21 protein-coding genes and 1 pseudogene are annotated in these 22236 nt (G+C 60.9%); 10 read left to right on the top strand and 12 right to left on the bottom strand.

What is annotated here, in order from left to right; all coding sequences use genetic code 11:
* Positions 1-119 precede the first annotated feature (119 nt).
* Positions 120-1223 carry an NAD(P)/FAD-dependent oxidoreductase gene (locus AC1RT6_RS16195; protein ID WP_079446072.1) on the top strand — a complete coding sequence of 368 codons (1104 nt, stop codon included), beginning with the start codon at positions 120-122 and terminating at the stop codon, positions 1221-1223.
* Positions 1224-1384: 161 nt separating this feature from the next.
* On the opposite strand, the gene AC1RT6_RS16190 is transcribed toward AC1RT6_RS16195, so the two are convergent.
* Entirely contained in the window at positions 1385-1570 is a 186-nt protein-coding gene (locus tag AC1RT6_RS16190; protein WP_079446071.1) for a YdcH family protein, read from the bottom strand.
* Positions 1571-1810: 240 nt separating this feature from the next.
* On the opposite strand from AC1RT6_RS16190, the gene AC1RT6_RS16185 reads away from it, so the two are divergent.
* A complete protein-coding gene (locus AC1RT6_RS16185; protein ID WP_009799179.1) occupies positions 1811-2017 on the top strand; it encodes a YdcH family protein in 207 nt (68 codons plus the stop codon).
* A 73-nt stretch (positions 2018-2090) separates the two neighbouring features.
* Here the strand turns inward: AC1RT6_RS16185 and AC1RT6_RS16180 are convergent, their stop codons facing one another.
* Positions 2091-2774, bottom strand: a complete 684-nt coding sequence (locus AC1RT6_RS16180; protein ID WP_079446070.1) for a GGDEF domain-containing protein — start codon at positions 2772-2774, stop codon at positions 2091-2093.
* 121 nt (positions 2775-2895) lie between these two features.
* Here AC1RT6_RS16180 and purE point away from each other — a divergent pair, with 121 nt between their 5' ends.
* A complete protein-coding gene (purE, locus tag AC1RT6_RS16175) occupies positions 2896-3384 on the top strand; it encodes a 5-(carboxyamino)imidazole ribonucleotide mutase (protein WP_079446069.1) in 489 nt (162 codons plus the stop codon).
* Positions 3381-4478, top strand: a complete 1098-nt coding sequence (locus tag AC1RT6_RS16170; RefSeq protein ID WP_079446068.1) for a 5-(carboxyamino)imidazole ribonucleotide synthase — start codon at positions 3381-3383, stop codon at positions 4476-4478. Before purE ends, AC1RT6_RS16170 begins: the two co-directional genes overlap by 4 nt.
* A gap of 118 nt (positions 4479-4596) precedes the next feature.
* On the opposite strand, the gene aqpZ is transcribed toward AC1RT6_RS16170, so the two are convergent.
* Complete coding sequence (aqpZ, locus tag AC1RT6_RS16165) at positions 4597-5310, bottom strand: aquaporin Z (protein ID WP_079446066.1); 714 nt, start codon at positions 5308-5310, stop codon at positions 4597-4599.
* Positions 5311-5577: 267 nt separating this feature from the next.
* Here aqpZ and rpsU point away from each other — a divergent pair, with 267 nt between their 5' ends.
* Positions 5578-5865, top strand: coding sequence for a 30S ribosomal protein S21 (gene rpsU / locus AC1RT6_RS16160; protein ID WP_079446065.1), 288 nt, complete (start codon positions 5578-5580; stop codon positions 5863-5865).
* 83 nt (positions 5866-5948) lie between these two features.
* Here the strand turns inward: rpsU and AC1RT6_RS16155 are convergent, their stop codons facing one another.
* The 7 genes from AC1RT6_RS16155 to AC1RT6_RS16125 form a co-directional block, all read right to left on the bottom strand.
* A complete protein-coding gene (locus AC1RT6_RS16155) occupies positions 5949-6776 on the bottom strand; it encodes a hypothetical protein (RefSeq protein ID WP_079446064.1) in 828 nt (275 codons plus the stop codon).
* 243 nt (positions 6777-7019) lie between these two features.
* Positions 7020-7469: a DUF3606 domain-containing protein gene (locus AC1RT6_RS16150; RefSeq protein WP_079446062.1), complete on the bottom strand. Its 450-nt coding sequence runs from the start codon at positions 7467-7469 to the stop codon at positions 7020-7022.
* Between the two features lie 29 nt (positions 7470-7498).
* Complete coding sequence (locus AC1RT6_RS16145) at positions 7499-8896, bottom strand: NAD(P)(+) transhydrogenase (Re/Si-specific) subunit beta (RefSeq protein ID WP_079446061.1); 1398 nt, start codon at positions 8894-8896, stop codon at positions 7499-7501.
* Between the two features lie 172 nt (positions 8897-9068).
* Positions 9069-9386: a proton-translocating transhydrogenase family protein gene (locus AC1RT6_RS16140; RefSeq protein WP_011314297.1), complete on the bottom strand. Its 318-nt coding sequence runs from the start codon at positions 9384-9386 to the stop codon at positions 9069-9071.
* Positions 9387-9503: 117 nt separating this feature from the next.
* Positions 9504-10634: a Re/Si-specific NAD(P)(+) transhydrogenase subunit alpha gene (locus AC1RT6_RS16135; protein WP_079446060.1), complete on the bottom strand. Its 1131-nt coding sequence runs from the start codon at positions 10632-10634 to the stop codon at positions 9504-9506.
* A 95-nt stretch (positions 10635-10729) separates the two neighbouring features.
* On the bottom strand, positions 10730-10882 hold the full coding sequence (locus AC1RT6_RS16130) for an aa3-type cytochrome c oxidase subunit IV (protein ID WP_079446059.1): 153 nt from the start codon (positions 10880-10882) through the stop codon (positions 10730-10732).
* A gap of 396 nt (positions 10883-11278) precedes the next feature.
* Complete coding sequence (locus AC1RT6_RS16125) at positions 11279-13150, bottom strand: M3 family oligoendopeptidase (protein ID WP_079446058.1); 1872 nt, start codon at positions 13148-13150, stop codon at positions 11279-11281.
* Between the two features lie 151 nt (positions 13151-13301).
* Between AC1RT6_RS16125 and AC1RT6_RS16120 the strand changes: the two genes are divergently transcribed.
* The 4 genes and pseudogenes from AC1RT6_RS16120 to AC1RT6_RS16105 form a co-directional block, all read left to right on the top strand.
* Positions 13302-14816, top strand: coding sequence for a sigma-54-dependent transcriptional regulator (locus tag AC1RT6_RS16120; protein ID WP_079446057.1), 1515 nt, complete (start codon positions 13302-13304; stop codon positions 14814-14816).
* A gap of 317 nt (positions 14817-15133) precedes the next feature.
* Positions 15134-17488 carry a L,D-transpeptidase scaffold domain-containing protein gene (locus tag AC1RT6_RS16115; RefSeq protein ID WP_079446056.1) on the top strand — a complete coding sequence of 785 codons (2355 nt, stop codon included), beginning with the start codon at positions 15134-15136 and terminating at the stop codon, positions 17486-17488.
* A 272-nt stretch (positions 17489-17760) separates the two neighbouring features.
* Positions 17761-19326 (top strand): peptidoglycan L,D-endopeptidase MepK, encoded by a 1566-nt coding sequence (locus AC1RT6_RS16110; protein WP_079446067.1) that lies wholly within the window; start codon positions 17761-17763, stop codon positions 19324-19326.
* Between the two features lie 100 nt (positions 19327-19426).
* Positions 19427-19595 (top strand): annotated as a pseudogene (locus tag AC1RT6_RS16105) (transposase); the annotation flags it as partial.
* A gap of 88 nt (positions 19596-19683) precedes the next feature.
* On the opposite strand, the gene pyk reads toward AC1RT6_RS16105, so the two are convergent.
* Together pyk and AC1RT6_RS16095 are read right to left on the bottom strand one after the other, a co-directional pair.
* On the bottom strand, positions 19684-21120 hold the full coding sequence (pyk, locus tag AC1RT6_RS16100; protein WP_079446055.1) for a pyruvate kinase: 1437 nt from the start codon (positions 21118-21120) through the stop codon (positions 19684-19686).
* Positions 21117-21680, bottom strand: coding sequence for a DUF1036 domain-containing protein (locus tag AC1RT6_RS16095; protein ID WP_079446054.1), 564 nt, complete (start codon positions 21678-21680; stop codon positions 21117-21119). Before AC1RT6_RS16095 ends, pyk begins: the two co-directional genes overlap by 4 nt.
* 181 nt (positions 21681-21861) lie before the next feature.
* Between AC1RT6_RS16095 and AC1RT6_RS16090 the strand changes: the two genes are divergently transcribed.
* Positions 21862-22164, top strand: a complete 303-nt coding sequence (locus AC1RT6_RS16090; RefSeq protein ID WP_079446053.1) for a DUF1244 domain-containing protein — start codon at positions 21862-21864, stop codon at positions 22162-22164.
* Positions 22165-22236: the final 72 nt, after the last annotated feature.

The following is a 22236-nucleotide window of genomic DNA, read 5'->3' as shown; positions in this document are numbered from 1 at the left end:
CTCTCATGATTAATGGCCCCGCTAGAGCATGATGCCGAAACGTGGAGACGTTGAATCGGATTCCAGGCGACGGACCAGCGGGAATTACGCGGGCGACAGAAAACAGTCCGGATTACCAAATGGACAGGGTTGAATGCGTGGTCGTGGGCGCAGGCGTGATCGGGCTTGCGATCGCGCGGCAGCTCGCGCGATCCGGCCGCGAGGTTATCGTTCTCGAAGCTGCGGACAACATCGGAACGGAAACGTCGTCGCGCAACAGCGAGGTGATCCACGCCGGTATCTACTATCCCGCCGGCAGTCTGATGGCGCGGACTTGCGTCAGCGGACGCCCCGCCCTCTACGCTTATTGCCGGGAACACGGGATTCCACACCGCACCTGCGGCAAGCTGGTGGTTGCGACCACCGAACGTGAGGTCGACAGGTTGCGGGCCATCAGAGCTCACGCGGAGGCCAATGGCGTCGAAGACATACAGTTCCTGAGCGGCGGCGATGCCCGCGCGCTCGAACCGGCGCTGCACTGCGTGGCCGCGCTACTATCTCCGTCGACAGGCATTATCGACAGTCACACCTTTATGCTTGCCTTGCGCGGTGACGCCGAGCGGGACGGTGCGACGTTCGCATTTCTTACCCCCTTGTTGGGCGCCAAGGCGACGCCTCATGGGCTGGAAATCGAAACCGGCGGCGACTCGCCGATGACACTCGCCTGCGATCTGCTGATCAATGCCGCTGGCTTGGGCGCTCCGGCGGTGGCACGCCGTATCGAAGGCATGCCCGTCGACCGGATTCCACCCGCTTATCTCGCCAAGGGAAGCTATTTCAGTTGCAGCGTCCGTGCGCCGTTTTCGCGCCTGATCTATCCGGTCCCGGAGCCCGGCGGCCTTGGCGTGCATCTCACGCTCGACCTTGCCGGCCAGCCCCGCTTCGGCCCCGATGTGGAATGGATCGAGATACCGAACTATGACGTCGATCCAGGGCGGGCAACCCAGTTTTACCCGGCGATCCGACGCTACTGGCCTGACCTGCCTGACGGTGCCCTGATCCCCGCATATTCTGGAATCCGTCCTAAGATCGTGCCGCCTGCGGTTGCGGTGCAGGACTTCATGATCGAGGGACCCGCAGACCACGGCCTGACCGGGCTGATCAACCTGTTCGGGATTGAGTCGCCCGGCCTGACCTCGTCACTTGCGATTGCCGACCATGTCGCTGCCTTGGCCGTGAAATAGCAAACAAGGCTAATTGAAAACAGGCAACAGCTATCGAGCGGAGTGTCCCCCTTTGGGCGATAGCTGGCACTATCGTTTGGGCTCCGCCCGCGCGAACCGGCAGCAGCAGCAAAACGGCTACTGACTCCATGACCCTAAAAGTGAGAGGAGAGGTCGAGAGTTTAGTGGACGGTCCCGGCTGTGGAGAACTTGAGTCGTTCGATCTCGTCCTTGAGCATCAGTTTTCGGCGCTTCAACTCGGCAATCCTCGTATCGTCGGTGGAAAGGTGCCTGAGAGCATCGTGCAATTCGCTTTCCAGGATTCGATGTTTCCGTTCCAGTTCAGCGAGATGCGCCTGAATTGCCATTCGAACCTCCTAGGTGAGATTAGACCCCCAGATTCGCTCCGAACAGTAAAGTCTACATGAATGGCGACGACTGTCGATGGGACAGAAAGGCCCATCGATCATATTTGTGAGATTCCAAAATGAACCCGCCCGCATGGAACCCGGCGACTTGCGCGCAGCGCGGGCACGGGAGATAATTCGCGGAGTAGAAACTCCCCCAACCCTTCGCAAACTCTTCGCGATTCAAGTCAGTACGTCATCATGACCGACGAAGAAGAGCGTGAACTCGGAGCCGAGCTCGCCCGTCTGCAACAGGAACACCGCGACCTGGATGCCGCCATAGATGCGCTGCATCAATCGCCTGCACCCGATTTGTTGCGGCTACAGCGGCTAAAGAAGCGTAAGCTGCAGTTGCGTGACCGCATCTCCTTCATCGAAGACCAGATCACGCCGGATATTATTGCCTGAACGCCGAGCGACCCCCGCGGTCGTCGGAGATGAACGTCAGTGCCTCCCCAACCGGCCGCAAGGCATGACCCGTTCAACGACAGCGCCGCTGCGCCTTGCGAACATACATTTCGCAGTCGGCCTGCTCCAGCGCGCTCGCCGCGTCGATGTGCGGTCCGAGCATGGCGACCCCGATCGAGGCTCCGGTTGTGATCGCCTCTCCACGGAAAGTCAGTGTCAGCCGGTCGATGGTTTCTTCGAGCATCGACGCCTTCGCTTTGGCGTCGGTCTCGCTGAGATTCCACAATAACACCGCGAACTCGTCGCCGCCGAGCCGCCCTATCAGGTCGGAGGATCGCACGTCTCGCGACAGTGCGCCGACCACGGCTTTCAGCACCGCATCTCCCGCCGCATGACCGAAGGAGTCGTTGATGGGCTTCAAGCGATCAACATCGAGCACGAATAGCGCACCGCTTGCGTGATAACGTCGAATGTAGGCTACCGAGCGGCGCAGTTCGCGTTCGAAGCCGCGGCGATTGAGAACGCCCAAAAGATGATCGGTATCCGCTGAGGCCTCGAGATCCGCAATCCGCGCCTGGGCCGCCGCGAGCCGGGATTTGAGGCGGCGGACGGCCGCCCTGGCATCTGCCGCCAGGTCAGGTTTTGCCGTTTGGCGCTTGGATCCGAGCGCTGCCAGCTGCGCGGCAGACGCTGCCTTGCGATGACTAGCCTTCCGCTTGACGGTCGGGGACCGAGCCGCTTTAGGTGTCTTTTTCATCGTCGCAAGGCTTGCCGCCGTTCACCAAGAAAGGATAGTTCATTCCCAGCTGCTTGCCTCGTCAAGACGCCTTCCTATAATTCGGATCGGTTTCTGGATTCCCGAACAAACAAATAGATAAATGACCGCCGTTGTCGCCATCATCATGGGAAGCCAGTCGGATTGGGAGACCATGCGCCACGCCGCGGAAACGCTGGCCGCGCTCGGCATCACCAGTGAAAACCGGATTGTCTCCGCGCACCGCACACCTGAAAGACTGTTTACATTCGCCCGGGGCGCCAAGGCCGAGGGGTTCAAGGTCATCATCGCGGGCGCAGGCGGCGCGGCGCACCTGCCCGGCATGGCGGCATCGCTGACGGAACTTCCGGTGCTTGGCGTGCCCGTCGAGTCCAGGGCGCTTGCCGGGGTCGACTCGCTCTATTCCATGGTGCAGATGCCGGCCGGCGTTCCAGTGGGAACGCTCGCGATCGGCAAGGCCGGCGCCATCAATGCGGCGCTGCTGGCGGCAAGCGTGCTGGCGCTCAATGACCCATCGCTCGCTGGCCGCCTTGCCGCCTGGCGCAAGCGGCAGACGGATGCAGTAGCCGAGCGCCCGGAGGAAACAGCGTGATTGGTTCTCGGCGGCCGACGCTCAAACCGGGAGGCACCATCGGAATTCTCGGCGGCGGTCAGCTCGGCCGGATGCTGGTCTTGGCGGCCGCACGCCTCGGCCTCAAGTGTCAGATATTCTCGCCGGACCCGGACTCCCCGGCGTTCGACGTTGTGCAGAACGCCACCTGCGCAGAATACGCCGACGTCGAGGCACTGGAATTGTTCGCAGCCGACGTCGACGTGATCACCTATGAATTCGAGAACGTCCCAGCGGCCACCGCGATGATCCTCGCCGCACGCCGGCCGGTGCTGCCAGATCATCGTATCCTGGAAACGGTGCAGGACCGTTTGCTTGAAAAGAAATTTGTCGCGGGTCTTGGGATCGGTACTACCGCCTATGCCGACGTGGCGTCGGCGCAGGGGCTTCGCGAAGCAATCGACGTCATCGGCCTTCCCGCCGTGATCAAGACCCGTCGCTTCGGATACGATGGCAAAGGACAGGCCATCATTCGCGCGGGCGACGATCTTGATCAGGTGTGGGACGATCTCGGCACCAAGTCCGCAATCGTCGAGACCTTCGTGTCGTTCGAGCGTGAGATTTCTGTAATCGCCGCGCGCGGTGTCGATGGACGTGTCGAATGTTTCGACGTGACCGAGAACGAGCACCACGATCACATCTTGAAATATTCGCGCGCGCCGGCCGCGATTCCTGATGCGCTCGCCGCGCAGGCTCGCGACACGGCAGAGAAAATTGCTGTTGCCCTTGATTATGTCGGTGTGCTGGCCGTGGAAATGTTTGTGGTACCCGGCGCGAGCGGGCCAACGCTGCTCGTCAATGAGATCGCACCACGAGTCCACAACTCCGGTCATTGGACGCTCGATGGCGCCTCGGTCTCGCAATTCGAGCAGCATATTCGCGCAGTCGCCGGCTGGCCGCTCGGCAAGCCGGTCCGGCGGGGTAGTGCCGTCATGACAAACCTGATCGGCAAGGACGTCCTCGATTACGGGCGGTGGCTCACCGTGCCCGGCACCGCCGTTCACATCTACGGCAAGGGCCCCCCGCTCCCCGGTCGCAAGATGGGGCATGTGACAGAGGTGAAGGGCCGCGACTGACAACGGCACTTGACTGACAACGCGCTTACGCCGAAACGCTCATCATGCCCGGAGAAGAATCTTCACCGGGGAGAGGATTGCCGGGCCAAGCCCGGCAATGACGCTCAGGAATAACCCGCTACTTTCCCGCGACGACGCCTTCCGGCTCAGTGCTCAGCCCGCGATAGACCACGCCGCCGATGATGCCGCCGATCAGCGGTGCTACCCAGAACAGCCAGAGCTGCTCCAGAGCCCAGCCGCCGACGAACAGTGCGGGACCGGTGCTACGCGCCGGATTCACCGACGTGTTGGTCACGGGAATGCTGACAAGGTGAATCATCACCAGCGCAAGTCCGATCGCCAGCGGCGCGAAACCCGCCGGAGCCTTGCCGTGGGTCGATCCCATGATGACGAACAGGAACATGGCCGTCATTGTCACCTCGGTGATAAAGCAAACCATGAGGTTATAGTGACCGGGCGAGTGCTCGCCGTAGCCATTCGATGCGAAACCCTTGGTTACGTCGAATCCTGCCGCACCGCTGGCGATCACATAGAGCAGCGCCGCGCCAGCGACCGCCCCGATCACCTGCGCAATAACGTACGGCACCACTTGCCCTGCCGGAAACCGGCCACCGGCGGCCAAACCCACTGTGACCGCTGGATTGAGATGACAGCCTGAAATATGCCCGATCGCGTAGGCCATGGTGACAACGCTCAGACCGAAAGAAAAAGCCACGCCCAGCAGCCCGATGCCGACTTGCGGAAACGCGGCCGCGATGACCGCGCTGCCGCATCCCATAAACGTCAGCCAGAAAGTGCCAATCAGTTCGGCCACGTATTTCCTGACATCCATGACACGCCCTCCTCGGTTGCGGGGGATCACACCACCCGGATTCAGGTTCCATAGAAGCCCGATATGAGGCTTCCTAAAACCCCAATGGTTGTTCTTTGGGGGAATTTCACCTGAATTTTTGGCTTTTTCCCCCGCGCCCAACGATCGCCTATGGTGGACATCCGCGCCTTGATCTGATACATCGGCGCCCTTGACGCTGAGGGCTTGGCCTTTGTCGGCCCTTCGCTGTCTGAAAAACTCTCACCGTAGTTGAAAAGAGGATGCCGCGTGCAGGTTCTCGTTCGCGATAACAATGTCGATCAAGCCCTCAAGGCGCTGAAGAAAAAGATGCAGCGTGAGGGAATTTTCCGCGAAATGAAGCTCCGCGGCCATTACGAAAAACCCTCGGAAAAGAAGGCTCGCGAAAAGGCCGAGGCCGTGCGCCGCGCCCGCAAGCTTGCACGCAAGAAGATGCAGCGCGAAGGTCTACTGCCCATGAAACCGAAGCCGGTTTTTGGCGCCGGACCTGGAGTCGGCCGGGGCGGTCCAGCCGCTGGCCCTCGTGGACCGCGCTGAACAATTACTACAAGTTCGACATTGAATTCAGCGCGGGCTTTAGGCCCGCGTTGTTATTGCTGCATGCTGATGGATTTCTGTGACTACCGCGGCAGCACAGTCTCGACGACCGCTTTCGCAGCCGAAAGCATATCGTCGGCGACAGCCTGAGCCCGCGTCGCCGGCGCTGGCTCGTTGGCCTTTAGATCGAACGGCCGAGATGCTTGCGGGATATTTTCAGGGGGAACCGGCAGCCGCGCACGGTCGGCCTGGTCGAAAAGCGTCCCTTCCCCAGCTCCGGCCGGATCAAACCTGCTTGTTTCCACTTTGGGCGTAGACGCTTGGATCGCTGATGGAAGCGACTCCGCCGCCTGAGGTGTGGCATGCGTGACCTCTTGGAGTCGTGAAGGCGCGACCGACTGACGATCGGCATCCTGCTGCGCTCGAGGAGGCCCCTCTGATCGAGGACGTACCGCCTCGACCTCCAAGGACGCCTCGGTCGTGTTGTGCAGCCGATCGATCGCGGCCCGCGCAAGACCGTTGGCATCCGCGGCCGAAGCCGCTTGTGCCGGAGCGGTCGTCATCGACCTGACCTTGGCAGTCTTCTCGCGCTGCGGCGTTTGGTGCTTTTTCGTGTCGGCCGGCAAACTCGCCGCCCGCTTCTCGGCAGGTTTCGCTGCGGCAGCCTCGGATGGAATCTTCTCGGGCTGGACCTTCTCGTCAGGCGCCGTGGCGCTTTCTTTCCCGGACATATCTCCCGCCCGGACCTTGGCCTCGGAATCGGTGTCGCCCGCTTTGTCGGAAATCGCGGCCGACGCCGCAGCAGCCGGCGGCGTATCCGGCTTGACGGCGATGTAATGGTTCACAATGTAGGCGGCTGTCACCGTCGCAATGATGGAAGGCAATATTTTTTCAACAAAGTATTTCAGCATGATCGGCTTCTCCCGCGCTGTCTGTGGGAGAGTTTTTGGGCCGATTAAGGGATCAATCGCGACGGATCGGAGGCAAACGGTGTTCCTCACCATTTCGTGTTACTTGATCCGGCGGCTTGCCGACCTATTGCGAGAAGTCGGGGTATTCGGGGACGACGGCGATGTCGAAACCCGGCCGGACCCAAGCACGAAAGCGAAACCACCAGCGCGGTAAAATCCACGCCGGCAGCGGCATTGGAAAAGTTATCTGGCGCGCTTACTGGCGCTCTTTTTTGCCTTTTTCGCCTTTACCTTCTTCACCCTTACCTTCTTCGCTGTTGTCTTCTTTTTGCCGGCAGTTTTCTTTCTGACGGTCTTCTTGGCAGCGAGAAGGGCGCCGACTTTCTTCGAGGAGCGTCCGACCTCCCCAACCGCGGCGCGAAGCCGTGCCGGCGTCACCTTGAACTTCTTCGACCAGTAGCTGACTTCATAGGGTTGGGTCAGCGCGATCAGTGCCCGGTCGTTCGTCGCACGTTTTTGCAGCTTGAGGTAGGCTTCGACTGTTTTGGCGGAGCGACCGACAGCCTTGACTGCGGCCTTCAGCTTTAACGGCGTGACTTTGAATTTTCTGGACCAGTAACGGACCTCGTAGGCCTCACCCAACGCGATCAAGCGACCGTCACTTCCGCCGCGCTTCGCCTTGTCATCCGCCATACCGGCCTCCACTGTTGAATAGCGCCGAATTACATTCCCTTGACGATATTCTCCGTCATCTTCTTGGCGTCGCCAAGCAGCATCATGGTGTTGTCCCGATAGAACAGTGGATTATCGATGCCGGCATAGCCCGATGCCAGCGAGCGCTTGATGAACATCACCGTGCCAGCTTTCCAGACCTGCAACACCGGCATGCCATAGATCGGCGAAGACTTATCTTCCTCCGCCGCGGGGTTGGTGACGTCGTTAGCGCCGATGACGAAGGCCACGTCGGCCTGCGCGAATTCCGAATTGATGTCCTCGAGCTCGAACACCTCGTCGTAAGGCACGTTGGCCTCGGCCAGCAGCACGTTCATGTGGCCGGGCATCCGGCCTGCCACCGGATGAATCGCGTACTTCACCTCGACACCCTCCTTCTTGAGGTTGTCGGCCATCTCGCGCAGCGCGTGCTGCGCCTGCGCCACCGCCATGCCGTAGCCCGGCACGATGATGACCTTCTGTGCGTTCTTCATGATGAAGGCGGCGTCATCCGCCGAGCCGAGCTTGGCTGGCTTCTGTTCACCGCTGCCGCCACCGGCCGCCACCGTCTCACCGCCGAAGCCACCCAGGATCACCGAGATGAACGACCGGTTCATGGCGTGGCACATGATGTAGGACAGGATCGCGCCAGAGGAGCCGACCAGCGCGCCCGTGATGATCAGCGCCGAGTTGCCGAGCGTGAAGCCGATGCCGGCCGCAGCCCAGCCGGAATACGAGTTCAGCATCGAAATCACGACCGGCATGTCGGCGCCGCCGATCGGGATGATCAAGAGCGCGCCGAGCAGAAGCGCCAGAATCACGATCAGCCAGAAATCGAGCGCGCTGCCGGACATCACCAGCCCGACGATGAAGAACACCAGTGCGAGTCCGAGCACGATGTTGATGATGTGACGTGCCGGCAGGATAATCGGAGCGCCACTCATGCGGCCCGACAGTTTCAAGAACGCGATCACCGAGCCGGTGAATGTCAATGCGCCGATGGCAACGCCGAGCGACATCTCAATCAGACTCTGCGCATGGATGTTGCCGGGTGTGCCGATTCCGAAAGCCTCGGGCGCATAGAACGCGCCAGCGGCCACCAGCACCGCCGCCATGCCGACCAGCGAGTGGAACGCCGCGACCAGTTCCGGCATCGACGTCATCGGCACCCGGCGCGCGATCACCGCGCCGATGCTGCCGCCGATCGCAACACCGAGGATCACCAGCACCCAAGCCACGGCGTCGGCGGGCGGATGCGCAGCGAGCGTGGTCGCGACCGCGATCGCCATGCCGGTCATGCCGAGGAAATTGCCTTTCCGACTGGACGCCGGACTGGACAACCCCCGCAGCGACAGGATGAACAAAACGCCGGCGACGAGATAAAGAAGCGCGGAGAGATTGGCGTTCATGGCGTCTGCTATCTCCCGGGCATTCCGTCATGCCCCGTCTTGCGTCGGGCATCCCGGCTTTTTCTTATCAATAGAACGCGGACATTCTGGTCATCCGCACGAAGACGCGCTTCACGCGCACGCCCGATCATCACGACTTCGCTTGCCGACAATCGTCCCATCGCGGATCGGCCTACTTCTGCTTCTTCTTGTACATCGCCAGCATTCGCTGGGTGACGAGAAAGCCGCCGAAGATATTCACGCAGGCAAAAACCAGAGCGACGAAACCGAAGGCCCGCGCCCAGCCCGAGCCTTCTGAGATCATGCCGACGCCGACGGCGAGCAGCGCGCCGACCACGATCACCGACGAGATCGCATTGGTGACCGACATCAGCGGAGTATGCAGTGCCGGCGTCACCGACCACACCACGAAATAGCCGACGAATACGGCTAGAACGAAAATCGACAGCCGAAAAACAAAGGGATCGACGGCCTGCACGACATGTTCCATGGAGGCATTCCTATTCGTCGTTTCCGAGCGTGCGAGAAGCGTGAACGGCAAACCCGGAAATGAACGCGCACGTCGTGTTCTCCGGAACAATCCGCTGACCGGCTGGGCTCATGATCATCATGCGCTTTTCGGCTGGAAGTTCGGATGAATGATCGCGCCATTCCGGGTCAGCGCGGTGGCCTTGACCAGTTCGTCGTCCCAGTTCACCGCAAGCGCCTTGGTCGTCTTGTCGACCAGCGTCTCAATGAACGAAAACAGGTTGCGAGCGTACAGGCTGGACGCCGAGGCGGCGACGCGGCCAGCGACGTTGGTAAAGCCTATGATCTTTACACCATCGAGATCGACGACCTTACCCGCCTGGACGCCCTCAATGTTACCACCGCGCTCAACCGCGAGATCGACCAGCACCGAGCCAGGCTTCATCGAGCGCACCATCTCCGCGGTCACGAGCCTCGGCGCCGGGCGTCCGGGAATCAACGCCGTCGTGATGATGATGTCCTGCTTCTTGATATGTTCAGTGGTTAGCGCCGCCTGCTTGGCCTGATACTCTTTCGACATTTCCTTGGCATAGCCGCCAGCGGTCTGCGCGTTCTTAAACTCCTCGTCCTCTACGGCGAGAAATTTGGCGCCGAGGCTTTCCACCTGCTCCTTGGTCGCGGGTCGAACATCGGTCGCGGTGACTACGGCGCCGAGACGGCGCGCGGTGGCGATCGCCTGAAGGCCAGCAACGCCGACGCCCATGACGAATACCTTCGCAGCAGGCACGGTGCCGGCGGCCGTCATCATCATTGGAAATGCGCGGCCGAACGCCTCGGCGGCCTCAATGACGGCCCGATAGCCGGCCAGATTTGCCTGGCTGGACAGCACATCCATCACCTGGGCGCGCGTGATACGCGGCATCAGCTCCATTGCGAAAGCCGACACACCGGCGTCCGCGATCTTTTTTAGTGCAGCCTCGTTTCCGTAGGGATCCATGATCGCGATCACCAGAGCGCCACGCTTGTAGCGCGCCAGCTCGGATGCCTCGGGCCGCCTCACCTTAATAACAAGGTCGGCGTCTTTCACGGCATCGGTACTTACCACCGCTCCGGCAGCGGTGAAGTCCGAATCCGGCACACCCGATTTAGTTCCGGCGCCCGGCTCGATTGCGACATCCGCGCCGAGCGCCTTGAACTTCTTTACTGTGTCGGGTGACGCGGCAACCCGCGGCTCCGACTCATCGATTTCCTTCGCAATCGCAATCTTCATGATGCCCCCCGCAGCCAACGGCCACGCACGACTAAAGCACCAGCCACGTTGCTAGCAATGGAAATCCAGAACGGTCAGAAAGGTCGACCGTACAATCAGGTGAGGAAAATCGCCATCAACGAGACAATGGTGATCACGGCCGCCGTGCCGATCGTCCCCATCTTGATGAAAGCCTTATATGTTCCCTCGTGCGCCGGGTAATCCATGCCGTCCGCCGTCGAGTAAACGATTTCGTTATGATCTGACACGTCAAGTCTCCAGCCAGGGTTGATCTTGCGATGGAGGAATTAGCGCAATCAGAGGGACAGAGCAACGGTGCGGCGGTCACCTTGGCGAAGTCATCGCCCCTTTATGTATAAAATATACAAATCCAGCCCCTCGAACTCGCCGGAAGCCAAGTTTTCCTGGCTTACGGCCCGCCCTTCGCCTGATGATTTCAACGGATAAAGGGGCAGCACCCCGCCTGTCCGGAACCAGACCTCCCTTCCGGTTGCCTTACGCATCTGTCCCGGTGGGCCGTTCGCGCCCTGAAGAATCCACTTCCCGCCAGAAAATACACGCTGCGATTGTAATTCAGCTCGGTACCGGCCTCTGAGACAAGACTGCGCCATTTTGCCGCGCAGCACGGCGGCCGATGGGCCAACCTATCCCATCCTCTCAAGCTCATCGATCATGCCGGCTATCACCGATAATCCGCCATCCCAAAATTGTGGATCCCTGGCGTCGAGCCCGAACGGCCTCAGCAGTTCGGAATAGTGCTTGGTGCCGCCGGCCGCGAGCATCGCCAGATAGCGCTCGGCGAAACCATCGGACGCGTGTTCATACACTGCATAGAGCGAGTTCACGAGGCAATCGCCGAACGCGTAGGCATAGACATAGAACGGCGAATGAATGAAGTGAGGAACGTACATCCAGAAGGTCTCGTACCCCGGCTTGATTTCGATCGCGGGACCGAGGCTCTCGCCCTGTACGCCAAGCCAGAGCTGACCGATGCGCTCTGCGGTGAGTTCGCCGCTCTTACGCTCGGTATGAACCGCGCGCTCAAAGGTGTAGAACGCGACCTGGCGCACCACGGTGTTGATCATGTCCTCGACCTTGCCGGCGAGCAGCGCCTGCCGTTGCTTCGCGTTCTTGGTCTGCGCCAGCAGGCGCCTGAAGGTCAGCATCTCCCCAAAGACTGACGCGGTTTCCGCAAGCGTCAGCGGCGTCGGCGCCATCAGCGCGCCGTTCTTCGCAGCCAGCACCTGATGCACGCCGTGCCCCAGCTCATGCGCCAGCGTCATCACATCGCGCGGCTTGCCCTGGTAGTTCATCAGCACGTAGGGATGCGCCGACGGCGTGGTCGGATGCGAAAACGCTCCCGGCGCCTTGCCGGGGCGCACAGGCGCGTCGATCCACCGGTCGGTAAAGAATCGCTCGGCAATGCCGGCCATCTCTGGCGAAAATTCGCCATAGGCGGTCAAAACCATCTTGCGCGCATCGGTCCAGGGGATGACGCCGGTGGCGGCGAACGGCAACGGCGCGTTGCGGTCCCAATGGGCGAGCTTCTTCTTTTTGAACCAGCGCGCCTTCAACGCATAATAGCGATGCGACAACCGCGGATAGGCCGCGCGCACCGAGGCCACCAGCGCATCCACCACCTCGCGCTCGACGCGGTTGTTCAGGTGGCGCGAATCGGCGACGTCGTGAAAGCCGCGCCAGCGGTCGGAAATGTCCTTATCCTTGGAGAGCGTGTTGGTGATGAGCGCGAAGGTTCGCTCGTTGGCCTTGAACGTCTTCGCCAGCGCCTGAGCAGCCGCTTTCCGCTTCTCCGGCGAGCGATCCTGCAACAGGTTCAGCGTTGGTTCGATCGCAAACTCCTTGTTCCCGACCCTGAATCGTAACCCTGCAATCGTCTGGTCGAATAATCTGTTCCATGCCGAGTAGCCGGTCTGCGACTTCTCATGGAAAAGCTGCTCGAGCCGATCCTCAAGCTGGTACGGCTTGTCTTTGCGACTATCCTCGATCCAGGGGCGATAATGCTCCAGCTCCGGCGCCTGCATGGCGCGCTCGATCACGTCATCGTCGATGCGGTTGAGCTCCAGCGGGAAAAATAGCAGATGCAGCGACGCAGCCGTCAGACGCTCCGAGACGTCGCCATAGAATTTCGAGATCGCGGGATCGACGCTGTCGCCAGCGTGTATCAAGCCTGCAAAGGAACTGAGCCGGCCCGCGAGATCGTCAATCGCCTCATAGCGTCGTACGGCTCCCGCAAGCCATACGCCGCCTTCAGGGCTCGACGTTTCCGTCGCGAGCTTGCCCTTGTAGTCCGCCTCAAAAGCCTTGCATTCAGCATCGATCCTGTCGAGATCGCGCGCGACCTCGGGCGCATCAATCCCGAAATAGAGATCCGCGAGATTCCACTCCGGCAGACCTCCCGGTTTCACGGCAACCGCTTTTTTGGCCGGCTTGCGGTGGGAGGCGGGTTTACGAGCGGTAGCGGATTTGCGTGAGGCGGAGGAAGTACGCGCAGCCATTATCGATCCAGACTTTCTCTATGAATACCGATCAACGGGAGAGCAGTTACGACATCATGATGGCACGGCGGCAAACCTTAAGAGCGAATTAATCACCGTCCGCCAGTGTGCCTCGATTCGGTACAGATAGTTGTAGTGCGCGGGGAATGCCATGACTGCCACGATTTTGATCGCCGACGATGACGCGGTGCAGCGTCGTCTCGTCGAGAACATGGTGCGGCGGTGCGGCTATGAAACGATGGTGGTCGAAAGCGGCGACGCCGCTGTCGCCGTAATGACGGCGAGCGACGGACCGGTAATCGATGCTCTTGTCCTCGACCTCGTGATGCCCGGCCTCGACGGCATGGGCGTGCTCGCGGGAATCCGCGAGGCCGGCCTCGCCATCCCCGTCATTGTCCAGACCGCACATGGGGGTATCGACAATGTGGTTTCGGCCATGCGTGCCGGCGCACATGACTTCGTCGTAAAGCCGGTCGGCATCGAGCGTCTTCAGGTCAGCTTGCGCAATGCGCTCAACGCCAGCGCACTAAAGAACGAATTGCAGCGCGTCCGTCACAGCCGTGAAGGTCGCCTCACCTTCGCCGACATCATCACCCGCAGCGAGACCATGGCCGACGTGATGAAGGTCGCGAAAAAGGCAGCAGGCTCGTCGATCCCGGTGCTGATCGAAGGCGAATCCGGTGTCGGTAAGGAGCTATTCGCACGCGCCATCCACGGCACTAGTGACCGCAGTGCCAAGCAGTTTATCGCGGTGAACTGCGGCGCGATCCCGGACAACCTCGTTGAGTCAATCCTGTTCGGTCACGAAAAGGGGTCATTCACCGGCGCGACCGAGCGCCACACCGGCAAGTTCGTCGAAGCTTCCGGCGGCACGCTGTTTCTCGATGAAGTGAGCGAGTTGCCGTTAGCCGCGCAAGTAAAACTATTGCGCGCGCTGCAGGAAGGCGCGGTCGAAGCGGTCGGCGGCCGCAAGCCGGTCAAGGTCGACGTCCGCATTATCTCAGCCACCAATCGGCGGCTGCTCGATCGCGTCAAGGCCGGACAGTTCAGGGAAGACCTGTTCTATCGCCTGCACGTGCTGCCGCTGACGATCCCTCCGCTTCGGATGCGGCGCGACGATATCCCGAACCTACTGCGGCACTTTCTGGCGCGCTTCTGCGCCGAGGAACACCGAACGATCAACGGCATCAGCGGCGAGGCGATGGCGGGGCTGTCACAGCTCAACTGGCCCGGCAACATCCGCCAACTCGAAAACGCTGTTTACCGCGCGGTCGTCATGAGCGAGGGCACGCATCTTGGCCTGTCGGATTTTCCGTCAACCGGTTTGCAGCCCGCTACGGACATTCACCCGAATACGTACGCCGAAGCTGGCGAGCCGCTGATCATGGAGCCGGTTTCGCCACGAACAGCATCGAACGTCGTAAACGGTAACGACATACCCCTTGCACCTACGCCAGATCCCGGCAGCCTGCCATTGTTCACTCAAGACGGCGAAGTACGCCCACTCGAGGAGTTGGAAGCCGACATCATTCGCTTCGCAATCTCGCATTACCGCGGACAAATGTCCGAAGTGGCGCGCCGATTGAAAATCGGACGATCCACGCTTTACCGCAAGCTCGACGACATCGCCGCGAAAAATGGCATCGTCGCCAAAGAGGAACAGTAACGAGCTCAAGTGCGTTTTAGGTAAGTTCGGCGCGCGCATTTGAACCTGATCACGCGAGAGTGCGCGCGGGCGACTGAACCGTTGCGGCGTAGTGACAGACCAACGGAAAATACGCGTCAAAACAACACATCGCGTTGCCAACGATGTCTTTTGAGGTCAGTTTGTCGTGAATCGCGGTTTGCGGCGTTGGCTGCCCGAATCAGGCGTGCGAGTAGCAGCATCCGGGTGTCGTGAAGGCCAAAACAAAGCCTCGACGGACACAGGACAAAAATTCACCAGATTGTTCCGTGGGGACAGTTTCACCCGAGGGTGCGAGAATGCGAGACTACCCGACTAACCGGAGAGGATTCGATCGGATCCTGACAGTGCTTGCAGCCACCTTTTTAGCAGTTTCGACCTCGGCCGCATTTGCCCAGGCGGATGTCGCAAAAAAGAGCGCCTCCGAACTCGCAATCGACGCAGCGATTCCAACGCCAGAGCCAGCCAACATTCCGCCGCCTACGGCAGCCGATTTTAAGGCGGATGATGTGCAGCCTGCACCACCGGTGGTCCGCGAGTCGAAGCCGGACGATCAAAAGACCGAGACGCGCGCAACCGATCCGAAGCCTGCCGATTCAAAGGCAGCCGACACGGCCACCTCGCACTCTGATACATCTACCAACGCAACCGCGTCTTCCGATGCGAAGCCCTCAAGCGTCCAGCCGGGCCCAAACCCCGAGACCACAGAAACGAAGCTTGACGAGCCCAAGACTACTGCCGCCAAACCAGATGATGTCACTGCGGCTCCGTCAGACGGCATCAAGACGAACGAAGCGATGAAGGATGAGCCGAAGAAGGACGCCACCGCGACGATCACCCCCGCGGCCGCGCCATCTCAAGCGGAGACCGGCTCCGCGACGGCCACCGATCAGCCGAGCGAACCAGTAAAGGCCGCGAACATCGTCCCGCCTGCGGATCAGCCGGTCGCCGAAAAGCTGCGCCCATTGCTCGATACCGAGGCGACAAAATTCTTTGACCGCAAGGCCGAGCGGGCGGCGATCGAGAAATTCTACGCGGCGCGGAGCTATGCGCCACTATGGACCGAGGGCGGCACACTGAATGCGCAAGCCAAGGGTGTGATTGCGCGCCTCAGGGACGCTGCGGCCGACGGCCTCAATCCCGCCGACTATCCGGTACCCAACTTTGCTGCGGCGTCATCGCCCGACCAGCTGGCAGAAGCCGACCTGAAGCTGACCGCGAGCATGATGGACTACGCCCGTCAGGCCCAGAGCGGCCGGATGCACTGGTCGCAGGTCAGCGCTGATATCCAATATCCCGAGCACCCTGTCGATCCCGAGCAGGTTTTAGCGAACGTCACCACCGCCAAGGATTCCTCCGCAGCGCTCGACAGCTACAACCCACCGCATAAGCTTTATCGGGAGTTGAAGCAGAAACTGGCCGAGTTGCGTGGGGTGGGCGATGGCCCTGTCACACAGATTGCGGACGGCCCTGCACTTAGATACACGCCGGCGCGTGGCAAGAAGCACCCCGCCGTGGTGATGGAAGATCCCCGCGTGCCAATCCTGCGCGCGAAACTTGGCGTGTCTGAAAACGCCGATGACACGCATTATGACGCGAAGGTCGCGGCCGCCGTCCGCAAATTTCAGGCGAACGCTGATCTCAAGGCGACTGGCGTGCTCGACGAGCGGACGATCAAGGCGATCAACAGCCCGAAACGGGATCGCCAGATCGACACCGTCATCGTCAACATGGAGCGCTGGCGCTGGCTGCCGCGCGAGCTTGGAGCTCCATCGCTGGGCGACGCCTATGCCATCCTGAATATCCCGGATTATTCGCTCAGGGTGATGCAGCATGGTACGCCGATCTGGACCACCCGCGTCGTCGTGGGCAAGCCGGGAGTCCATGCCACGCCCCTTCTGACGGAAACGATGAAGTACATCACCGTCAACCCAACCTGGAACGTGCCGCCCTCGATCATCTACAAGGAATACCTTCCCGCCTTGCAGCAGGACCCGACCGTGCTGGAGCGCATGGGTCTCAAGCTGGAGCGTGATCGCAACGGCGGAATTCACATTTCGCAGCCGCCAGGCGAACGTAATGCGCTGGGCCGCATCCGCTTCAATTTTCCAAACAAGTTTCTGGTGTACCAGCACGATACGCCGGACAAACACCTGTTTGCAAAAGAGACGCGCGCCTTCAGCCACGGCTGCATGCGGGTTCAGAACCCCGACCAATACGCCGCTACGTTACTCAACATCGCCCTTCCGCAGGAGCATTACACTCCGGAAAAAGTCCGGAGCATGTATGGCCGGAACGAGTTTGACATCAAGTTCCCGACTCCAATTCCGGTGCACATCACCTATCAGACCGCGTTTGTGGATCATGCGGGCAAATTGCAACTTCGCGCAGATGTCTACGGCCGAGATGCCAAGATACTGGCGCTGCTCCAAAACTCCAGTGGGCGCGATCTCGAAACGGTCATCGCTCATGCCCAGCCGAGTTATTCCCGTCCCAGGGGGAGTATTCCGCAGCAAGGAGTGGCCTTCAACGAAAACCGCGGGTTTGGTGGTGGTTTCGACAACAGCGGCCCGTCGTTCTTCGAGCGGCTGTTCGGTGTCCAGACCCCGCCTCCGCAGATGGACGACCGTCGCCGGCGGATATACGGGCGCTAACTCGCCTTTCACGAGCCATCGAAAGCGGATTACTTGATTAAAAACAAGGGCGTCATCACCTGATGGCGTCCTTTTAACGTTAACCACTATCCACCCCTTCTCGATAACATGGCTCTTTTTTGCCACAGTCAGCGAGCTAATTAATCTTTAGAGCAGGAAGGTAAGGTAAATCGGCGTTAACCGTCCTGCCCTACGACTTGGCTTATGTCCTTTCACATGGGGTTTTCGTGGAAGGGCTTTCCGACTTGATCGTCTTCCGGGTGGGCTCATACGTGCTTTCTGGTTTTGCACGCGGCTTGAAATCGTTGTCGATTTCACGGACGGGTTTCCGCATCGGCCTGTCGTCGCTTCTTTTACTTGCAGGTGCTGGATCGGTCCATGATGCCGCGGCGCTGAATGAAACGCGCACGCTGTCCTTTCATCACACCCATTCCAACGAAGACCTGACCATCACCTTCAAGCGCGACGGCCGCTATGACGATGGCGCCCTGAAACAGCTCAATCACTTTCTCCGCGACTGGCGCAGCCAGGAGCAGACCACCATGGATCGCCATCTCTTCGATATCCTCTGGGAGGTCTATCGGGACGTCGACGCCAAGCAGCCGATCAACATCGTCTCGGCCTACCGCTCTCCGGGCACCAACGCCATGCTTCGCCGCCGCTCCAAGGACAGCGGCGTCGCGCGATTCAGCCAGCACATGCTGGGGCACGCGATGGACTTCTTCGTTCCTGGCGTGTCGCTCGAAAAAATCCGGTTCGCCGGATTACGCCTCCAGCGCGGCGGCGTCGGCTTCTATCCCAAATCTGGTTCGCCATTCGTTCATCTCGATACCGGACATGTGCGACACTGGCCGCGCATGACCCACGATCAGCTGGTGCGTGTCTTCCCGAACGGCCGCACCGTGCACATTCCCTCGGACGGCAATCCGCTGCCGGGCTATCAGGTCGCGATGGCTGACATCGAAAAGCGCCGGCAGGCGGGTGACGAAGGTACTGCGACCAGCAAGCCGTCGAATTTCCTGATGGCGCTGTTCCGCGGCAAGTCGGCCGACGAAGATGACGAATCTGACGGCACCCCTGCGGCGGAGCCAGATCAGCCGGTCGCACTCGCCGCTTCATCGGTCCCGGTGCCGCGGCCGAAGCCCGGGGCCTTCAAATTGGCCTCCGCCGACGTACAGTCAGTTCCGCCGCCGCCGCCCGCGAAACAGGCGGCGGACGGCAAACCTCAGACCCCCGCCGACATCATCAATTCCCGTGGGTTCTGGGATGAAATCCCGCCGGCCTCGAAGCAGGTCACGCCAAAGCAGGTTTTGGCCGCCGTCAGCGCGCGACAGGCGGTCTCCGCAGCCGACCGGCAGCCGACCGACGGTGTCTCTAGTGCCTTGCAGGCACTGGCCTATGCGTCAGAGCAGGACGTCCGCCGGGCGCGAATAGTCGCGGCGACCGCATCGATCCCGCCCATCCGGCCGGCGACCCTCCCCGCGCGTAACCCGATGGCGGTGGACAGCGTGACGACCGTCGTGGCCAAAAGCGCTCAAGGCCAAAAGTCCAGCGTATCGATATCCCGCCGTTTAGCACGGGCGACTGCACGCGACAGCGACGCATGGATGCGTGCGATGATCCTTGCCCCGAGCGCGAGCCGCACAATGTTGGCGACGGTCATGGGCGAGCAGGACATGACGTTGATGCAGGTCTATTTTGATAAGCCGGACCGGATGATCGCAATGGCTTTCTCAGACGATTCGCAGATGGGTCTGGTCTGCGATCGATTCACCGGATCGGCCGTTGCCAAGTTGACCACGACCGCGCTCGTGGTGCGAGCGGCCTCGCAACGCTAGGCTGCGGGTCAAACTTGCCCGGAAACGACAGCGCGCAGCCCTAAATCCCTCGCGCACCTCTGTTTGGGGCTACGCTTAAGCCCGGCGACATCGTCGTCAGCTCTGCAGTCATAGCGGAAATGCCATAAGGCCGCGCAATCCGAGCGGCCGGCGCCAGGCCGTTCTTCCTGCCGCCCTACAGTCCCGCTCCCAATCCGGTCGAGCAGGTCTTTGGTAGGCTGAGGCCCTCGCTCCGAAAAGCAGCTGAGCGAATCGTCGAAGCCACATGGAAGCGCACGTCACCACCTTGCTGACAGCCGCCCCAGCGCCAATTACTTCTTCAACGCAGGATCCGCCTCAACGTGAAACAATCATGCTCTAAACACCCGTTTCACCGTTCGGACCGACGAAGGCGATACGGACCATGTTCGTCGCGCCCGGCGTGCCGAGCGGCACGCCGGCCACGATGATGATGCGCTGGCCTGCCTTGGCAAACCCGTCGCGGAAAGCGATGGAGCCTGCCCGGTCGACCATGTCGTCTTGGTCGTGAGCGTCTTCCGCCACCACGCAATGTACGCCCCACGCCACGGCCAGCTTACGCCCCGTCGCAAGGTTCGGGGTAATGGCGACCACCGGCGGCTTCGGGCGCTCGCGCGCCATACGCAGCGCTGTCGAACCCGAACTGGTCCAGCATATGATCGCGGAGAGATCGAGCGTCTCTGCGATCTGCCGGGCGGCGTCAGCGATGGCATCGCCAACGGTAGGCTCCGGCTCGGCGCGCTGCGCGTTGAGCACACCCCGATAGATCGGGTCGCGTTCCACCTCTTCGCCGATCCGGTTCATGGTCGCGATGGCTTCGATGGGATATTTTCCGGCCGCGGACTCGGCGGACAGCATGATGGCATCTGCGCCTTCGTAAACCGCGGTGGCGACGTCGGAGACTTCGGCACGGGTGGGCACCGGCGACAGGATCATCGATTCCAGCATCTGCGTCGCGATCACCACTGGCTTGCCGGCACGGCGCGCCATCCGCGTCATCTGCTTTTGCAGGCTGGGAACCTGCTCGAGCGGCAATTCGACGCCAAGGTCACCGCGCGCGACCATCAACGCATCGGCCATTTCGATGATTTCAGGCAGCCGGTCGATCGCTTGCGGTTTTTCGATCTTGGCCATCACTGACGCACGGCCGCGGATCACCTTCTTGGCTTCGGCAACATCGTCTGCTCGCTGCACGAAGGACAATGCAATCCAGTCAACGCCGGCTTCCAGCGCCGCATCGAGATCGGAGCGGTCCTTGGGGGTCATCGCCGACACCGGCAAATCGGTATCGGGCAGGCTCACTCCCTTTCGGTCAGACATCCTGCCGCCGACGACGACGCGTGTCACTGCGCGCTCGGGCGAAGTTTCCTCGGCGATCAGGCGGACCTTGCCATCGTCGAGCAGCAGGGTGTGACCGGGGCGCAGCGCCGCCAGGATTTCGGGATGCGGCAGATGAACCCGGGTTCTGTCTCCGGGGCTGTTGTCGGAATCCAGAACGAAGGTTTCGCCGTTGCTCAACTGGATCGGGCCGTCCGCGAATGAGCCGAGCCGGAGCTTGGGTCCCTGAAGATCGACGAGAATGCCGATCGGCCGACCGTAGCTGCCCTCGACGTTGCGGATCGTGGCCACCAGTTCGCGCATCTTGTCATGCGTGGTGTGGCTCATGTTGATGCGGAAAACGTCCGCTCCAGCCTCGAACAGGCGGCGCACCATCGCGCTCTCGGATGAGGCAGGCCCGAGGGTGGCGAGTATCTTGATACGGCGCAAGCGTCTCATGGCTTGCGTCCGGGCAACGCACCTGGAGACGTTCCGCCCGTAGAATCGGGCGCGCCCGGCATTTCACCTTGTGGCAACCCAGGCACGCGCTGTGGCCCATGCTCACCGGTTTCCGTCAATTGTACGGTCCACGCGCGCTGGTCTCCGGTATCTATCTCGAAGAAGCCGGTGCGGTCGAAGCCTCTGGCGAGACAATTGTCGGTGCCTTTGATTGTGAATTCTTTATCGCGCGAGCACATGAAAGCCTGTCCCGACCATTCGCCGCCGTGGTCGTAATCTAGAGCATAAATATAATAATAACGTGCGATGAGCGTGCCTCGCAGCAGCGTCTCGCAGGCATGCGATGAAACATTCCACCAGCCCTCGGTGGTCCAGCCATCAGCGTCCTTGTAGCCAAGGGCGATGCCGACGCGGCTGGAGGTATTATTGCAGAGCCGGAAGTCTGCAGCTGCGGGCACCGACCACAGACAGACGACGAGGATGCCGAGGGCAGGTAAGAAGCCCGCGATACTCGCGCGCCGCGAGAACGTGGGAAAGAGGGGGTGGTCTGATATGGTCATTAGCCGGGCAAATCGTTTCGCCGTGATTTCGCGTGACCTGCTGCGCCTGTCAACGGTTTGAGCTGGCTTTTCACGTCAAGGTGCTCATTTTCCAGCCTATGAACTCCTATTTGCGCCGCGATATGGTAAAATCCGTGACACGCTCCAATTCAACTCAGACAGGCTATGGCGAGATCAGTGCATGACCATTGATGACAGAACGAGAACCGAACTGGAAGCTGCGGTATTCCGTCGGCTGGTCAATCATCTACAGTCCCGTAGTGACGTTCAGAATATCGAATTGATGAATCTGGCCGGTTTCTGCCGTAACTGCCTGTCAAACTGGCTCAAGGACGCCGCTGACGCAAATGGCGCTGTCATGACCAAGGACGAAAGCCGTGAAGCGGTGTACGGCATGCCCTACGAGACCTGGAAGGCAAAACATCAGGGCGAGGCAACGCCGGAGCAACTCGCAGCGATGAAGAAGAACCCGGGCAGTCACTGATTCGTTGGCGAGCGGCCTGTGGGTCGCTGTGGATGAGCGCGATGTCGCCTTGACGCCGAGCACGCCGCTCGG

This window comes from Nitrobacter sp. MLSD-S21 (genome assembly GCF_058809865.1).
This window is presented reverse-complemented; position numbering and strand designations above follow the sequence as displayed.